The organism is Flavobacterium galactosidilyticum (assembly GCF_020911945.1).
Classification (GTDB): Bacteria; Bacteroidota; Bacteroidia; order Flavobacteriales; family Flavobacteriaceae; genus Flavobacterium; species Flavobacterium galactosidilyticum.
In genome coordinates this window covers 809,619-825,259 of sequence record NZ_CP087135.1, presented here as the reverse complement: position 1 = coordinate 825,259, position 15,641 = coordinate 809,619, and the positions used below count along the sequence as shown (strand labels likewise).

Genomic DNA, 15,641 nt, shown 5'->3' with positions numbered 1-15,641 from the left:
GTAAACAACCCCGTTTTTAAACTTTTAATGATTACCTAACTTCCCCTTGTTTTGCATGTTTTTTTTAATCCCTTAAATTGGTGGTATAAAAAAGTGTTACCTTTTGAAAAAATAGATATTACCTAATGTGTTACCTTTTTTTAAAAAAACCTGTCAAAGTTGTAAAATGACAAATCTTCTCCTTTTATAGTAAAATAGCGTGAAGCACTGATTTCGCTATAGCCTAAAAACAAAAAAGACCTTACATTGCTGTAAAGTCTTTTTAAAAAGCTCCCTCTCTTGGGCTCGAACCAAGGACCCTCTGATTAACAGTCAGATGCTCTAACCAACTGAGCTAAGAAGGAAACTGTGTATTTTTATTCTATTAAGGAATGAACGTTTTAATGTGCTTTATCGTGATGTGCGTTACATCTTTAAAGCGGTGCAAAGATAGGCTATCATTTGGTTTGTGCAAATAAAAACCGAACTTTTTTTTATTTTTTTTATCTGCCTACAATTGCTTTGTAAATATCGTTTCCGTTAGCAAATAGTAATAGTGTTATAAGTAAAACAAAACCAACCATTTGCGCATTCTCTAGGAATTTGTCACTCGGTTTTCTACCGCTAATGATTTCGTATAATAAAAACATAACATGACCACCATCTAGTGCAGGAATAGGTAATAAGTTCATTACACCAAGCATAATCGAAAGCAAAGCGGTGATGCTCCAAAAAACTTCCCAGCTCCAAGTACTCGGAAAAATGTCGAAGATGGCCTTAAAACCTCCTACTTGCTTGTACGCTTTGGTTTCAGGGTTAAAAATCATCTTCAATTGTTTGCCGTAACCAATTAGCTGATCTTTCCCTTTTTCAATTCCAACCGGAATCGATTCTAACAAACTATAATTTTTAGTACTTATTTTGTAATAACCTAATTTTTCTAAGGATGCCATTCCTAAATTACTAGGGTATACACCAAGTTTGCCATCCTTATCTACTTTGACATTAACAGTCATTTCTTTTTGGTCACGTAGTATTTTCGCAGGAATGGTTTTTAGTTTATTTTGTTCTAAAACAACTTGTGCTTCATCAAAATACTTAGTTTGTTGCCCATTTAAACTTAGAATTACATCTTTCTGCTGCAAATTGGTGTTTGGTGAGTCCTCAGTAAGTTTACCCACAGCAAAAGGCATACGAACAGAGGCTAGAAGTCCTTTTTCGTGTTTAGACAATTGATCTACAAAATCATTAGGAATTTGAATCGTTTTTTGCGTACCATTTCTCTCAATCACCACTGTTTTTGCCATGACAATATTCATGTTCATGTCGTTGTCAAAATTTTCGACCGTTTTTCCATCAATAGCAATAATTTTGTCTCCTGTTTGAAAACCAGCTTTAAGCATCGCTGGGTTCTCAATCAAATAGCCGTCTTTAATATCTTCATTTTTCACAAAAGTGTCGCCATACGCATATGCCATTCCGATGTAAATAATGAAAGCCAAAATAAAGTTTACCGTAACACCACCTAACATGATAATCAAACGTTGCCACGCTGGTTTCGAACGAAATTCCCAAGGTTTTGGCGGCAAAGCCATCTGCTCCTTGTCCATACTTTCGTCTATCATCCCAGATATTTTCACATAACCACCTAGAGGCAACCAACCAATACCATATTCAGTTTCGCCAATTTTCTTTTTTAGAAGGGAATATTTAACGTCAAAAAACAAGTAAAATTTTTCGACTCTAGTTTTGAATAATTTAGCAGGAATGAAATGCCCTAATTCGTGAAGTATAATAAGTAATGATAAACTCAATAAAAATTGAGAAAGCTTAATAAATATGTCCATTGTTTAATTTTAGTTCTTTTACAACTCACAAAAGTAAGGTTTTCTATTTGTTTAATTTACATTAATTATTCCATAGGGTTTTAAAAGTTTGTTAATTATTAGAAATTCAATCCTTCCTTTAATCACAGACAGTTAACTTTACGTTCACAAACAATTTTTTCGTTGTTTTTTACTTTAAAATTATCTTTATGGCTTCAGAATTATTTTCCCCTCTTTCGATTAAGAGTATCACACTTAAAAATAGAATTGCAATTTCACCTATGTGCCAATATTCCGCAACAGATGGTTTTGCTAATGATTGGCATCTTGTACATTTAGGAAGTCGGGCCAGTGGCGGTGCGGCATTAATTATTCAAGAGGCGACTTCTGTTTCTCCTGAAGGTCGAATTTCACCTGAGGATTTAGGGCTTTGGAATAATGAGCAAATTGATAAACTGAAACAAATCACTCAATTTATTATAAGTCAGAATTCAGTTCCCGGAATCCAACTAGCTCATGCCGGACGAAAAGCCAGTGCTGCGGCACCATGGAATGGCGGTCGAAAAGTAGCCCATGAAAATGGCGGTTGGGATACCGTTGCTCCAAGCGCAATTGCCTATCATGACAATGAAAAAGCACCTATAGCATTGGATAATAATGGAATACAAAAAGTAATTGCTGATTTTAAAGCAGCTACTAAAAGAGCTCTTGAAGCGGGTTATCAGGTTGTCGAAATTCATGCTGCACATGGTTATTTATTACATCAGTTCATGTCGCCATTGTCTAATATTCGAACAGATGAATATGGCGGAAGTTTTGAAAATCGAATTCGGTTAACACTTCAAGTAGTAGAAGCGGTTCAATCAGAATGGCCTGAAAACTTGCCTTTGTTCGTAAGAATATCAGCATCAGATTGGGCTGAAGGCGGATGGGATCTTGAAGAATCAATACAACTTTCGAAAATACTAAAGGAAAAAGGGGTAGACTTAATTGATGTCTCTTCAGGCGGAGCCGTTTCACACCAGCAAATTCCTTTAGGGCCTAATTACCAAGTTCCTTTTGCCGAAAGCATTAAAAAAGAAGTGGGAATTTTAACTGGAGCAGTAGGTCTAATTACCGATGCTAAACAAGCTGAAGAGATTGTCGTTTCAGGCAAAGCAGATTTAGTTTTGATCGCTAGAGAATCACTAAGAAATCCAAATTTAGGATTAACATTTGCTCATGAATTAGAGGCTGATGTTACTTGGCCAAAACAATACGAAAGAGCTAAAATCTAAACAGAAATTTTAGTTTTTTTTACTACATAGAATCATTGGAAAAAGTAATTGTTGCGTTTTTAATTAAAGCAAAACTCTTTTCGCAAACCTATTATTCTATGTGGTTTAAATTTACCAGTAGAATGCAAAGTGAATGCTTTTACAAATCTAAAATAGTAATTGTGGCGCCATCTAAATCAGGAGTAATATAGAGTTGACAACTAAGACGTGTCGATTCTTCTTCGTAACCCATTTTTTTTAAAGTGGTGGGTTCGTTTCTTTCTTTTATAAAAGAATCTCCAGTAATTCCTTCTGCGTTTATGACACAAGTAGCGCATCTTCCTACACCGCCACATTCACCAAAACTATCTAAACCAAGAGTGTCCCTTAACAAAAACATCAAATTAGGATGGCTACTTGGATAGGTTTCGATTAGTTGTGAATTACCGTTTTCAATAACCGTAAATTGGATTGTGTTTTTGGTCAAAATGTATCGTATTTATAAAAAAGAAAACCGCTAATTCGCAGATTTTAAATAGTAAATCAGCGAATCAGCGGTAAATAATTATTTTATTTATTTTGCCTAAGCAAGAATCTTAGCAATACTCGTTGAAAGCATCTTTCAAGTTTTCAGCAATCATTTCAGCTGGACGGCCTTCAATATGGTGACGCTCTAACATATGAACTAATTCACCGTTTTTGAACAATGCCATAGATGGAGAAGAGGGAGGAAAAGGGAACATGTGTTGTCTCGCTGCATCAACTGCATCTTTATCAACACCTGCAAAAACCGTGATTAAATGATCTGGTTTTTTAGCACCTTCTAAACTCATTTTTGCTCCCGGACGTGCGTTTCTTGCTGCACAACCACAAACTGAATTCACTACTACTAAAGTTGTTCCTTCTGCTTTTATTGCATTATCTACTGCCTCAGCACTATGTAAATCTTGAAAACCTGCCGACGTTAATTCCGCTTGCATTGGCATTACCATTTCTTCTGGATACATATCGTTGTATTTTAAATATTAATTTTATCTAGCAAAGTTACGAAGTTTAAAAAGAACTCTATTATTTGTAGTATAAAGTTTTGTTATTGTTTGATAGGCATTGATTTCGTTATTGAAATAAGTGTCTGCCTGAACGCATTAAAGCATTTATAAAAGGCATTTTAGGACATTTCCAAATCACTTTAAGATCTTCGGCGAAAGTAGTTTCTTCATCTAAAAATTTAAAAATTAAAGCCGGACTTCCTTTCTTGAAAAGAGACGAAAATATCGATGCTCCTAATTCATTTTTTCTGTCCAAAATATCTAATAGCAACAAGTCATAAAACCAAAATTTGGTTATTTTATGAAATTTTCTAAAGTCTGTTTCTTTTTCTAAAAAAGCGACTAATTCTGTTGATTTTTTATCCGAACTTTTAAAAGTGTAACCTGTACTAGCTTTGGTCCAACCGCCTGCTGTTCCTATATTCAAAACTTTTTCAGTATTTTTTTTCCAAAAAGGATAGCAACTCATCGGAATGCTGCCTTGTTCTTTCTCGGTGATGTTGTAGTCTGTAATTCCAAGTTTTTGAATGTACTTGCCAATCTCGTTTTCGTATTCTTCTTTTGGTAATAATTTAGCCGAAAACAGCGTATATTCTAACAAAGCTTCCGTTGACGAAGTAGGCAAAACGTACATAAATCTTGTGTTTCCTCTTTGTTCGACAGAGAAATCCATAAAAGTGGCTTGCTGGGCGTTGAAAACTGCTTCTTTAGATTTTATAAACCAACCGATAAAATGCTGTTGCAAAAGCGGGTAATTAGTTTGGTTTTCCACTTCTGATTTTCTGTAAATACTGTTGATTACTTTGCTACAAGTAAAACTTTCTGAAGGCGTTGCTACAAAAACATGATTTTCGAGTTCATTAATGTCAGTCACTTTTTCGTTTAGAAAAGTAATGTTTGCTTGTTTCGAAAGCAGTGCAAATACTTGATTGTAAAAATCCAATCCCTTTACCATATTGTATTGATATGGTTTTAGATCAAGATCCCGACTAAATTCAGCATTAGCAAACAAAGCTGAATCCCATTTTTTTGAGATACTATTTTCCCACTTGGATTGTTTTTGCTCCCAGAAACACCACGTTCTATCATTCTCTTTTTTTGTGCTTTCATCGATTAACAAAATAGATCGATCAGCAAATTTTCCTGATTCGATCATTTTATAAACCGTCATTAAAGCTGCTAAGCCAGTGCCTGTAAAAATGTAATCGTAATGTTTCATAGTATTTGTAGCGTAATCATCTCCAAAAATAGGCAATTATTTCAGTTTGTCAAGAATGCGTCCTAAGGCTTTCGCCGAAATAAACGAAGCTTGCTGGAATAAAATGGAGTTGTCAGATTCGAGAATCGTCAATGTTGGATAGACAATTTGATTCTCTATAGTTGCTAATGCTATCGCCAATTCGTGAATTCCAGTATTTGTTCCGTTGGGTTGAAATTGAAATGTATGATTATTAAAAATGATGTCTTTTTTAGTTTCGGCATCAAATGAAACGAAATAAAAATTTTCATTTAATGTAGCGATAATTCGAGAATCTTTAAAAGTCACATGTTCCATTATTTTACAATATTTACACCAATTAGTGTGTGTAAAGACCACAATGGGTTTTGGGTTTTCTTTAGATAATTGCACTACTTCTTCAAAAGAATACGTTTTCAATTGAGCAAAACCCGAAGGAATTGCCCAAAGAAAAAAGAGTATGATGTAAATTATTTTTCTCATTATTTCAGCGTGTATCGCAATCCTATAAAAGTTCTAATTCCTTGATTGGGACCATATACATAACTTGGATCAAATGATAATGCATATGGATTGTCGGCTGTTGCGAGTACATTTCCACTAGCATCATATTGTACGTTTTTGTCAAAAGGATCATTTGCTCTTGCTATAATAAATGGGTTTCCTTTATTTGGCGTCCAATTTAAAAGATTTTTTACTCCAGCGTAAATTTCAATATTTTTAAATTTGTTGAAAGTGAATTGTATGTTTTGAATGCTCCAAGTTGGTGAGTACTCTTTTCTTGGATCCAAAGCACCTAATAATGGCAAACGCATTGGGCCATAAACATTTCCAGTGTAATCCAGATCTAAAAATAAGTTGTTGATGCGATACGAAATTGCCCAGGTTCCAGAGAATTGTTCCGTCAGAATTTGTTTCGTTGTGATGTTGTTTTCTATTTTGGAAACATCCATATAAGTAGCTCCAAGAATCATTTTTAAACCATTGTTGAAAACCAAATCAACATTAGCGCTAATTCCTTTGGTAACCGCACGACCGTCTAGGTTTTTGTAAATAATTTGATTTGGATTTGTGTCGTAATCAGGAATAATAGAATTGCTAAAACGAGTGTACCAAGCCGTACTTTCGATTCCGATAAACGTGCCATTTTTAGCGTAAATCTTCTTCAAATAATTTAAGTTGGCATTAAGCGAGCGTTCAGGTTTAAGTTCCTCCAATACGATTACATCCCGAGACCCTGTTAACGCTGCATGCTCTTCTGTAAAAAGATTCACAATTCTAAAACCGGTTCCAGTATTGAAACGCAGAATATTATTGTCATTCAATTTCCATTTATACGCTAATCTTGGAGTAAAAATGTTACCATGATTGCGGTTGTAATCGTATCGTGCGCCTAGAAGTAGTTTGTGATTTTCATTTAAGGTAATTTCATCTTGAACGAAAAAACTCGGAATCCAATTTACATCTTCCTTGACGGTAGCTGTCGTATTATCATCGTAATACTGATAACGCAATGCAGTTCCAAAAAGTAAATCGTGATTATTTAAAGTTTTGTCCCAAGTCAATTGTCCAAAACCGATGCGCTGTTTGGCTAGGTAGGGAATGTCGCCATAAACTGAATTTTGATCGTGATCGGTATACGAAAAAGAGAATAATATTTTCTCAACGATAGGCAATTCATAAGTGCCAAGTAGTTCCCATCTTTTGGTGTAAATGCTTTCACCATATACCTGATTTCCGCCTCGGTGTTTTTTTTTCCACTGCATTTCACCGCCCCAGCGATCTTCATAAAAATATCGTCCTGCCAGTGAAAATTGCTTATTGTTTTTGCGATTAAAATTCCATTTTTGAAAAACGGAGATTCGGTCTTGTAGCGTTAAATCGGTAAAATTATCGTTGTTGTTGTCAATAGGATTGCTGTAATTGAAATAGTTAATTCCGGTTAATAACGAAATGTTTTTAGTGGCATTCGCTTTAAAACCTAAGTCTACATTGAGTTCGCCCCAATTAGTTATGAAGGAATCAGCAGAAAATACAGGAGCATTTTTAGGGTTTTTAGTAATGATATTTATTAAACCGCCCACAGCTTCGCTTCCGTACAAAGAAGAGGCAGGACCTTTTACAATTTCGATTCGTTCCAATAAAGAATTTGGAATTCCAGAAAGCCCATAAACGGTTGAAAGTCCGCTTACAATGGGCATTCCGTCAATTAAAACTAAAGTGTAAGGCCCTTCGAGACCATTGATATGAATGTCACCAGTGTTGCAAACATTACAATTCAGTTGGGGCCGTACACCGTTGATGTTTTGCAAGGCTTCAAAAATATTTGCCGTGGGATTTTTCTTGAAGAAAATAGGTTTATACACTTCTACAGGAACGGAGCTTTCTAGGCGCGATACGGGTTTTAGAGTTCCTGTAATAACGACTTCGTCTAAAGTATTGTTTTCTTTTAAATCAAAACTGAGGTTTACTTCTGTGCTATCATTAACTGTGAAGTTTTTTGTTTGGGATTGAAATCCAGTGTAAGAAACCTGTATTTCATAAGTCCCATTCGAAATGTTTTTAAGAGTAAAAGTCCCTTCTGAATTAGTTATTGTTGATTTTTTTAAAGTTTTAACTAGAACATTTGCTAGCGGCAAAGGCATTCCATCTGCAGAAACTGTTCCTTTTATGGTCGTTTGACTTGTCATTATGACACTAAAAAGTAGGCAAAAAAACAGATGTAGATTTTTCAAAATATAATTTTTAGTTGTTGGTTAATTTAAAGTTTAGACAAATCTAAAAATTATATTTGATAAAGCAAAAAAACATAATTATATTTGCTTCAAATAGTTGATGATGGGTAAATCATTAGAAGAGGTTCACGGATCAGTTTCCACACAAAACAAGAAATCAGTTTTCAGAAAAATACTTGCTTTTTTTGGACCGGCTTATTTGATTAGTGTAGGATATATGGATCCGGGAAACTGGGCAACGGATATTGCTGGAGGAAGCCAGTTTGGTTATGCTTTACTTTGGGTTTTATTGATGAGTAATATTATGGCTTTGTTATTGCAAAGTTTTAGTGCCCGTTTAGGAATAGTTACTCAGCTTGATTTAGCGCAAGCTTCGCGAGCAACTTACTCTAAATTTATCAATTATATTCTTTATTTTCTGGCCGAAATTGCTATTGCTGCTTGTGATCTTGCAGAGGTTTTAGGAATGGCAATTGGTATTAATCTTTTGTTTGATATTCCGTTAATTGAAGGCGTTATTATTACGGTTTTAGATACTTTTCTACTGTTATTTCTTATCAATAAAGGGATTCGTAAAATGGAAGCCTTTATCATTGTTTTGGTTTTGATAATTGGAGTTTCATTTGTTTTCGAAATGTTTTTTGCACAACCAGAATTAGATAAAGTTTTATACGGGTTAATTCCTTCTATGCCTAATGAAGCGGCGCTGTATATCGCAATTGGAATTATTGGTGCTACCGTGATGCCACACAATTTATACTTGCATTCTTCATTGGTACAAACCAGGAAATTCGATAGAACGCCAAAAGGAATTAAACAAGCGATTAAATATAATTTTATTGATTCGACGATTGCGTTAAACCTAGCATTTCTTGTTAATGCAGCCCTTTTAATTTTGGCAGCAGCCACCTTTTATAAAAGTGGTATGCATGAAGTAGCAGAAATTCAAGATGCACATAAGTTTTTAGCACCGCTGCTAGGAACCAAATGGGCGCCCATATTATTTGCTGTTGCATTGATTGCAGCCGGACAAAGCTCCACGGTTACTGGAACATTAGCCGGACAAATTGTAATGGAAGGCTATCTTAATTTAAGGATTCAGCCGTGGGTGCGCAGAATTATCACTCGATTGATAGCAATTGTTCCTGCAGTAATTGTAATTAGTATTTTTGGTGAAGGTGTAACTGGAAAATTACTCATTTTTAGTCAAGTCATTTTAAGTTTACAATTGGGTTTTGCCATTATTCCATTGATTCATTTTGTAAGTGATAAAACAAAAATGAAGGGATTTCATATCAGTCGAATGACTCAAATTGCGGGTTGGACCGTTGCTTTAATAATTGTATCGCTCAATATAAAATTAGTTTATGACGAAATAGGAGGTTGGTTAGAAGCTTCTGAAAATCCAATTATTCTTTGGTTGACAGTTGTTCCTTTGGCATTCGCTTTTTTAATATTGCTGCTATATATTATTTTAAAACCTTTCGTTTCAAAATCTAAAATTGATATTCAAAACCATTCACCCCATAATTTGAAATTAAAGTTTGAAGAATCGATTACCTTAACTCATAAAAACATTGCCGTCACTGTAGATTTCTCTGACTCTGATGAAATGGCTTTGAATACCGCTTTTAAGTTGGGAGGAAAAACAGCCGAATACACTTTAATTCATATTGTAGAAACGGTAGGAGCAATGATTTTTGGAGAAAGAATAGACGATCACGAAACATTGATTGATGAAAAACTATTAAATGAATACAAAGAAATGCTATCCGAGAAAGGTTTCAGGGTTACCACAAAATTAGGATTTGGTGATCCATCGAAAGTAATTCCAACGATTATTAATGAAGCAAATTTTGATATTTTGGTAATGGGAACGCACGGTCACACTGGATTTAAGGATTTAATTTTTGGAACGACGGTAAATAAATTGAGACATAAAATTTTTATTCCGTTATTAATTGTCAAAAATTAATTTTTAGATGAATCAAATTAATTAGTAGGAATAAAACAGAGTTTTTTTACCATAAAAGAGTATTTATGGTTTGTAGTGGTAGCGCAATTCGTAAATCATAATTTAAAAATCAGAAATTAAAAATATTCACTCAAATGACTTATTCAGAAGAAAATTACCTCAAGACTATATATCATCTTACTTCAGTTTCAGAATTAGCCATTAGCACCAATGCTATTGCTGAAAAAATGGAAACTAAAGCATCATCTGTTACTGATATGCTGAAGAAATTAGCCGAAAAAGATTTGATTAATTACATAAAATATCAAGGAGTTTCTCTGACTGAAAAAGGACAACTTGCGGCAAAAATGATTGTTAGAAAGCACCGACTTTGGGAATGTTTTTTAGTAGAAAAATTAGACTTTTCTTGGGATGAGGTTCATGATGTAGCAGAACAATTAGAACATATAAAATCCGAGAAATTAATTAATAGATTGGATGATTTTCTAGGCAATCCAACTGAAGATCCGCATGGAGATCCTATCCCAGACGCTAATGGGAGGATTGTAAAAATTGAAAAACGATTACTTTCGGAGTTAGAGAAAAATCAAGCTGGAATTTGTGTGGGTGTCAAAGACACTTCATCTGATTTTCTACAATATTTAGACAAACAAGAAATAGCATTAGGGTCGCAAATACAGATTTTAGAAAAGGAAAGTTTTGATTCGTCCTATAGAATTCGCGTTGGAAGCAAAGAAATAATGATTTCAAATAAAATAGCTAGTAATATATACATTCAATAAACATGTTTCAATCTGTAATCGACTATTTTAGCAGTATCGACCCCATTTTAGCGGCATTATATGCGAGTTTATTTACCTGGTTTCTAACCGCATTAGGTGCCTCATTTGTTTTTATGTTCAAAACCATGAACAGAACTTTTCTTGATGGAATGCTTGGTTTTACGGGTGGCGTTATGGTCGCCGCTAGTTTTTGGAGTTTATTGGCTCCAGCCATAGAAATGACAGGAGGCGAAGGTTTTGCTAAAGTGATGCCCGCCGCGATTGGTTTTTTTCTTGGCGCACTTTTCATTTTTGGAATTGACAAAGTGCTTCCTCATTTACATATTAATTTTAAAGTGAGCGAAGGCATCAAATCGCCTTGGCAACGCACCACTTTACTAGTTTCTGCAATTACCTTGCATAATATCCCAGAAGGATTAGCCGTTGGAGTTCTTTTTGGAGGTGTAGCCGCTGGAATTCCAGAAGCTTCTATTGCTGGAGCAGTAACTTTGGCTATTGGAATTGGGATTCAGAATTTTCCAGAAGGAATTGCTGTTGCCATGCCATTACGAAGAATGGGAATGAGCAGATGGAAAAGTTTTATGTACGGACAATCTTCGGCAATAGTTGAACCTATAGCTGCTGTTTTAGGAGCTTTTGCGGTGACTTTTTTTACGCCCATTTTACCTTATGCTTTAGCTTTTGCTGCAGGCGCCATGATTTTTGTAGTGATTGAAGAAGTAATTCCCGAAACACAACAAGATAAAAACACTGATATTGCGACGATCGGATTTATTGGAGGTTTCATTATTATGATGGTACTAGACGTAGCTTTGGGATAAGTTTATATTTGTTTTCAAAAGCGAGAAAAGCGTATATTTATCATTAGATTTAAAAATCAGCAATGAAAAAAGTATTTACGGTATTACTTATATTGTTAAGTAGCTTCGCTTTCGCGCAAAAAATAACAACTCAATATTACAGTAAAGTAAAACAAAACAGTTGTTTTAAAGGAAAAGGATACAAGTTAGTATTGAAGGAAATGTTAGCAGATTCCCGCTGCCCGTAAGGAGTAACTTGTATTTGGGCAGGTGAAGTTTATGCTGTAGTTTCAGTTTATAAAGATTCAGAATTTATTGAAGACAAAAAGTTAGTCTTTTCTACGAATAATGATACAGTAAATTTGAAGTGGATTACTCCTTATTTAGATGAAAGCCAAAGAGCAATTAATAGTTTAACTATTGAGCCACATCCGCATGTGGGAAAGGTTATTAAACCAAAAGATTATTATTTAAAAATTGGTTACATGAAATACAATTAACCGCAGCTTCCACAGCCACTCCCACAGTCTTTGTCGGATTTTTTACTTTTGAAAAAGAATTTTTTGACTAGAAAAGCAATGGCTATTCCAAGTATAGCGAAGGCTATTATTTCTTGATACATAATTGTTATTTTAGAATTTGGTAGGCAATCAAAGCGACTATATAAGCAAATCCAGACATTAATATCAATTGTCCCAGAGGCCATTTCCATGAGTTGGTTTCTTTTTTAGTAATAGCAAGTGTTCCAGCACATTGCATCGCAAAAGCATAAAATAGAAGTAGTGATATTCCTGACGCAAAATTAAATACTTTTTGGCCCGTTACTGGATTAATTTCAGCAGCCATTCTGTTTTTTATCGTTACTTCATTATCGCTTCCGCCTACACTGTAAATCGTTGCTAATGTTCCGACAAATACTTCTCTCGCTGCAAACGAGCTGATAATGGCAATTCCTATTTTCCAGTCGTAACCTAATGGCGAAATAGCAGGTTCGATGGTTTTACCCATAATTCCTATATAGGAGTTCTCTAGTTTTTGAGATGCAACTGCGTTTTCAAAATCTTGTTGATTTAGAGGAGCGTCCATATGACTTTCAGTAACAATTTGTTCCGCGTTATTGAAGTTTTTTCCCGGTCCGTAAGAAGCTAAAAACCACAATACAATGGAAATAGCCAAGATGATTTTTCCTGCACCAAGTACGAATGCTTTTGTTTTTTCGACTACATTAATACCAACATTTTTGAAAAGTGGTAATTTGTAATTAGGCATTTCTACTACGAAATACGTTTTTCCTTTTATTTTAAGGATTTTATTTAAAATGTAAGCGGAGAAAATAGCCATTCCAAAACCTAATAGGTACAATAACATCAATGTTAATCCTTGCATATTCAAAAAACCAAAGAGATGTTTGTCTGGAATTACCAATCCAATGATAATAGCATATACAGGTAATCTTGCTGAACACGTTGTAAAAGGGGTAACTAATATGGTGATCAATCTTTCTTTCCAGTTTTCGATATTTCGTGTAGCCATAATAGCAGGAATAGCACAGGCTGTTCCTGAAATAAGCGGAACGACACTTTTACCAGATAATCCAAATTTTCTCATGATTTTATCCATTAGGAAAACTACTCGGCTCATATATCCACTTTCTTCCAGTATGGAAATAAACATAAACAGGAAAGCAATTTGTGGTATAAATATCAAAATTCCTCCAATTCCCGGAATGATTCCTTGCGAAATTAAGTCGGTCAAAACTCCAGCAGGTAATTCCTCTGCTACATAAGCACTTAATGACGCAAAACTAGCATCAATAAAATCCATTGGTATGGTTGACCATTCAAAAATAGATTGAAAAATGACAAACAAAATCAAAAAGAAAATTACATATCCCCATACTTTGTGAGTCAATACGCGATCAAGTTTACTTCTGTAATCCTTAGCAATGGACGTATCTATCTTTAAACCTTCTTTCAAAACATCATTAATGAATTGATAGCGTTTGATGGTTTCTTTTTGTTGTAAACGCTTTAAATCAGAGTGAGATTTAGTAAATGAACTTCGTATTTCGTTTCGATCTAAATTCAGGAAATTAACATCTTGCGTGATTACTAACCATAATTTATACAATAACTGATTAGGAAATGCCTTGCGCAAACTATCAAAATATTCAGGTTCAATTACAGAAGCATTCAAACAAGGTTCTGTTGAAAGAGTTCTGTAGGTGATAATCATTTCTTTTAACTCTTGAATTCCAAAACCTTTTCGCGAACTGATGAGTGCGATCTTAGTTTTTAAATGTTCTTCAAGGTAAGGGATGTCGAGTGAAATTCCTTTAAACTTCATTCGGTCAGCCATATTGATGACTAAAATAGTAGGAATTTCTAAATCTTTTATTTGCGTAAAAAGCAAAAGATTTCGTTTAAGATTCTCTACATCTGTAACTACTAATGCAACGTCTGGATATAATTTGTCGTTTTTATTAAGTAATAATTCAATAACTACGTTTTCGTCAATTGAACTTGCATTTAAGCTATAAGTTCCAGGTAAATCAAGGATATTTGCTTTGATATTATTAGGTAATTTGCAAAACCCAATCTTTTTTTCAACAGTAATACCAGGATAATTCCCTACTTGTTGATTTAAACCTGTTAGTTGATTAAAAACGGAAGTCTTACCCACATTTGGATTTCCAATTAGGGCAATATTGATGTTTTGTTTGCTTACCATAAGTTGAGTTTTATAATGTCAACTTCAATTTCTTTTGCTGTTTCTACTCTAATAGCTACATGTGAACCATTAATGTTGAGAAACAAAGGGTCACCAAAAGGAGCAATCTGAAGTAATTCAACTGTATTGCCAGGCAAACAGCCCATTTCCAATAATTTTAATGGAACGACAGCAATGTCAAAATCTTTTATGATGGCTTGCTCGCCTTTTTTGAGAGAATGTATTGTGGTATGCAAAGCTTATTTAGATTGAATTAATATTGCAAAAATACACATTTTAAAACAAAGGCAAATGATAAATGTCACATTTAAATGCCAAATCATAATAAATAAACTGTTTGAATATAAAGTGTGAATTGCTTTAGAGCAAGATGTGGATTTTGTGTTTATTCTGCGGCTAAGAACGTAATATCTTCAATTAATCGTTTGATATCTTCTTTGTTGGTCCCGTCATAAAAACCACGAACTCGTTTTTTAGTGTCTACCAAAACAAAGTTTTCAGTATGAACCATGTCATATAATTGACTGGGTTTTCCCAATTTTACAGCCAAATACGATTTTCTGGCCATAGTGTAAATTTCCTTTTTGTCGCCAGTGACTAAGTTCCATTTATTATCGTCAACCTTATGTTCTATAGCGTAAGTTTTTAAAGCGGAAACACTATCGGTTTCTGGAAATACGGTATGAGACAGTAATTTTACTTTTGGATTATTAGCAAATGCCGCTTGAATTTCAGATAAATTTGCGGTCATCTTTGGGCAAATTGTGGGGCAAGTGGTAAAGAAAAAATCAGCAACGTATATTTTGCCTTCGTAATCTTTTTGAGTAATCGTTTTCCCGTTCTGATTGGTAAATGAAAAATCAGCGATAGTGTGATACTTGCTTTTATATTGCACGGTGCTATCAACTAATTCAGGATTTACATCAGCGGGATTATATATAGGAAGCGTTTTTTGTGGCTTTAAAGCAGAATAAAATAATGACAAAACGATTACTGAAAAAACGATGAAGACTCCTAAAAAGATGCGGTATTTTTTGATTAATTCGAACATGATCCTATTTTGGTGCAAAAATACAAAAACCTGCCATGTTTTTTAGCTGAATTAACATATTCTTAGTCGTTTTTACTTTTAGTTTTTGCTTTGTAACACCTTTTTTAAAATGGTAGTTATTCCTCTTTCTTTTTAGAAGTAGTACAAACACATGGTATTAGTTTCTATAGGATAATTTCAAAGTAAATATTAACTTAAAAATTAAAAATTTTATTAATAGC

Annotated in this window: 15 protein-coding genes and 1 tRNA gene; 5 read left to right on the top strand and 11 right to left on the bottom strand. The window is 34.2% G+C overall.

The annotated features are described in order from the left end of the window. Positions 1-270: 270 nt before the first annotated feature. A tRNA-Asn gene (locus LNP27_RS03600) sits at positions 271-344 on the bottom strand. A 138-nt stretch (positions 345-482) separates the two neighbouring features. Then, on the bottom strand, positions 483-1,826 hold the full coding sequence (gene rseP / locus LNP27_RS03595; protein WP_229943144.1) for an RIP metalloprotease RseP: 1,344 nt from the start codon (positions 1,824-1,826) through the stop codon (positions 483-485). Between the two features lie 188 nt (positions 1,827-2,014). Between rseP and LNP27_RS03590 the strand changes: the two genes are divergently transcribed. Beyond that, positions 2,015-3,082: an NADH:flavin oxidoreductase/NADH oxidase gene (locus LNP27_RS03590; RefSeq protein WP_229943143.1), complete on the top strand. Its 1,068-nt coding sequence runs from the start codon at positions 2,015-2,017 to the stop codon at positions 3,080-3,082. A gap of 139 nt (positions 3,083-3,221) precedes the next feature. On the opposite strand, the gene LNP27_RS03585 is transcribed toward LNP27_RS03590, so the two are convergent. The 5 genes from LNP27_RS03585 to LNP27_RS03565 form a co-directional block, all read right to left on the bottom strand. After that, positions 3,222-3,548, bottom strand: a complete 327-nt coding sequence (locus LNP27_RS03585; RefSeq protein ID WP_229943142.1) for a 2Fe-2S iron-sulfur cluster-binding family protein — start codon at positions 3,546-3,548, stop codon at positions 3,222-3,224. Between the two features lie 109 nt (positions 3,549-3,657). Beyond that, a complete protein-coding gene (locus LNP27_RS03580) occupies positions 3,658-4,068 on the bottom strand; it encodes a BrxA/BrxB family bacilliredoxin (protein ID WP_229943141.1) in 411 nt (136 codons plus the stop codon). Positions 4,069-4,177: 109 nt separating this feature from the next. Continuing rightward, the gene (locus tag LNP27_RS03575; RefSeq protein ID WP_229943140.1) at positions 4,178-5,329 is read right to left on the bottom strand and encodes a lycopene cyclase family protein; all 1,152 of its coding nucleotides are present in this window, start codon (positions 5,327-5,329) and stop codon (positions 4,178-4,180) included. 36 nt (positions 5,330-5,365) lie between these two features. Continuing rightward, a complete protein-coding gene (locus LNP27_RS03570) occupies positions 5,366-5,830 on the bottom strand; it encodes a thioredoxin family protein (RefSeq protein WP_229943139.1) in 465 nt (154 codons plus the stop codon). Further along, positions 5,830-8,037, bottom strand: a complete 2,208-nt coding sequence (locus LNP27_RS03565; protein ID WP_229944028.1) for a TonB-dependent receptor — start codon at positions 8,035-8,037, stop codon at positions 5,830-5,832. Before LNP27_RS03565 ends, LNP27_RS03570 begins: the two co-directional genes overlap by 1 nt. Before the next feature lie 148 nt (positions 8,038-8,185). On the opposite strand from LNP27_RS03565, the gene LNP27_RS03560 reads away from it, so the two are divergent. The 4 genes from LNP27_RS03560 to LNP27_RS03545 all read left to right on the top strand — a co-directional run bounded on the left by LNP27_RS03560 (position 8,186) and on the right by LNP27_RS03545 (position 12,139). After that, positions 8,186-10,057, top strand: coding sequence for an Nramp family divalent metal transporter (locus LNP27_RS03560; RefSeq protein ID WP_229943138.1), 1,872 nt, complete (start codon positions 8,186-8,188; stop codon positions 10,055-10,057). 134 nt (positions 10,058-10,191) lie between these two features. Further along, complete coding sequence (locus tag LNP27_RS03555; protein WP_229943137.1) at positions 10,192-10,839, top strand: metal-dependent transcriptional regulator; 648 nt, start codon at positions 10,192-10,194, stop codon at positions 10,837-10,839. A gap of 2 nt (positions 10,840-10,841) precedes the next feature. Beyond that, positions 10,842-11,660 carry a ZIP family metal transporter gene (locus LNP27_RS03550; protein ID WP_229943136.1) on the top strand — a complete coding sequence of 273 codons (819 nt, stop codon included), beginning with the start codon at positions 10,842-10,844 and terminating at the stop codon, positions 11,658-11,660. Between the two features lie 341 nt (positions 11,661-12,001). Next, positions 12,002-12,139, top strand: a complete 138-nt coding sequence (locus tag LNP27_RS03545; RefSeq protein ID WP_229943135.1) for a hypothetical protein — start codon at positions 12,002-12,004, stop codon at positions 12,137-12,139. Here LNP27_RS03545 and LNP27_RS03540 read toward each other — a convergent pair. The 4 genes from LNP27_RS03540 to LNP27_RS03525 form a co-directional block, all read right to left on the bottom strand. Next, on the bottom strand, positions 12,136-12,261 hold the full coding sequence (locus tag LNP27_RS03540) for a FeoB-associated Cys-rich membrane protein (RefSeq protein WP_428979009.1): 126 nt from the start codon (positions 12,259-12,261) through the stop codon (positions 12,136-12,138). The genes LNP27_RS03545 and LNP27_RS03540 overlap by 4 nt on opposite strands. Before the next feature lie 5 nt (positions 12,262-12,266). Continuing rightward, positions 12,267-14,369, bottom strand: a complete 2,103-nt coding sequence (gene feoB / locus LNP27_RS03535) for a ferrous iron transport protein B (protein WP_229943134.1) — start codon at positions 14,367-14,369, stop codon at positions 12,267-12,269. Continuing rightward, a complete protein-coding gene (locus LNP27_RS03530; RefSeq protein ID WP_229943133.1) occupies positions 14,363-14,605 on the bottom strand; it encodes a FeoA family protein in 243 nt (80 codons plus the stop codon). Before LNP27_RS03530 ends, feoB begins: the two co-directional genes overlap by 7 nt. A gap of 149 nt (positions 14,606-14,754) precedes the next feature. Then, a complete protein-coding gene (locus tag LNP27_RS03525) occupies positions 14,755-15,420 on the bottom strand; it encodes an SCO family protein (RefSeq protein ID WP_229943132.1) in 666 nt (221 codons plus the stop codon). Between the last annotated feature and the right edge of the window lie 221 nt (positions 15,421-15,641).

Coding starts and splice junctions, on each gene's coding strand:
- LNP27_RS03565 (WP_229944028.1), bottom strand. CDS start 8,037: ATGACAAGTCAAACGACCATAAAAGGAACAGTTTCTGCAGATGGAATG.
- rseP (WP_229943144.1), bottom strand. CDS start 1,826: ATGGACATATTTATTAAGCTTTCTCAATTTTTATTGAGTTTATCATTA.
- LNP27_RS03540 (WP_428979009.1), bottom strand. CDS start 12,261: ATGTATCAAGAAATAATAGCCTTCGCTATACTTGGAATAGCCATTGCT.
- LNP27_RS03550 (WP_229943136.1), top strand. CDS start 10,842: ATGTTTCAATCTGTAATCGACTATTTTAGCAGTATCGACCCCATTTTA.
- LNP27_RS03590 (WP_229943143.1), top strand. CDS start 2,015: ATGGCTTCAGAATTATTTTCCCCTCTTTCGATTAAGAGTATCACACTT.
- LNP27_RS03555 (WP_229943137.1), top strand. CDS start 10,192: ATGACTTATTCAGAAGAAAATTACCTCAAGACTATATATCATCTTACT.
- LNP27_RS03570 (WP_229943139.1), bottom strand. CDS start 5,830: ATGAGAAAAATAATTTACATCATACTCTTTTTTCTTTGGGCAATTCCT.
- LNP27_RS03580 (WP_229943141.1), bottom strand. CDS start 4,068: ATGTATCCAGAAGAAATGGTAATGCCAATGCAAGCGGAATTAACGTCG.
- LNP27_RS03525 (WP_229943132.1), bottom strand. CDS start 15,420: ATGTTCGAATTAATCAAAAAATACCGCATCTTTTTAGGAGTCTTCATC.
- LNP27_RS03560 (WP_229943138.1), top strand. CDS start 8,186: ATGGGTAAATCATTAGAAGAGGTTCACGGATCAGTTTCCACACAAAAC.
- LNP27_RS03575 (WP_229943140.1), bottom strand. CDS start 5,329: ATGAAACATTACGATTACATTTTTACAGGCACTGGCTTAGCAGCTTTA.
- feoB (WP_229943134.1), bottom strand. CDS start 14,369: ATGGTAAGCAAACAAAACATCAATATTGCCCTAATTGGAAATCCAAAT.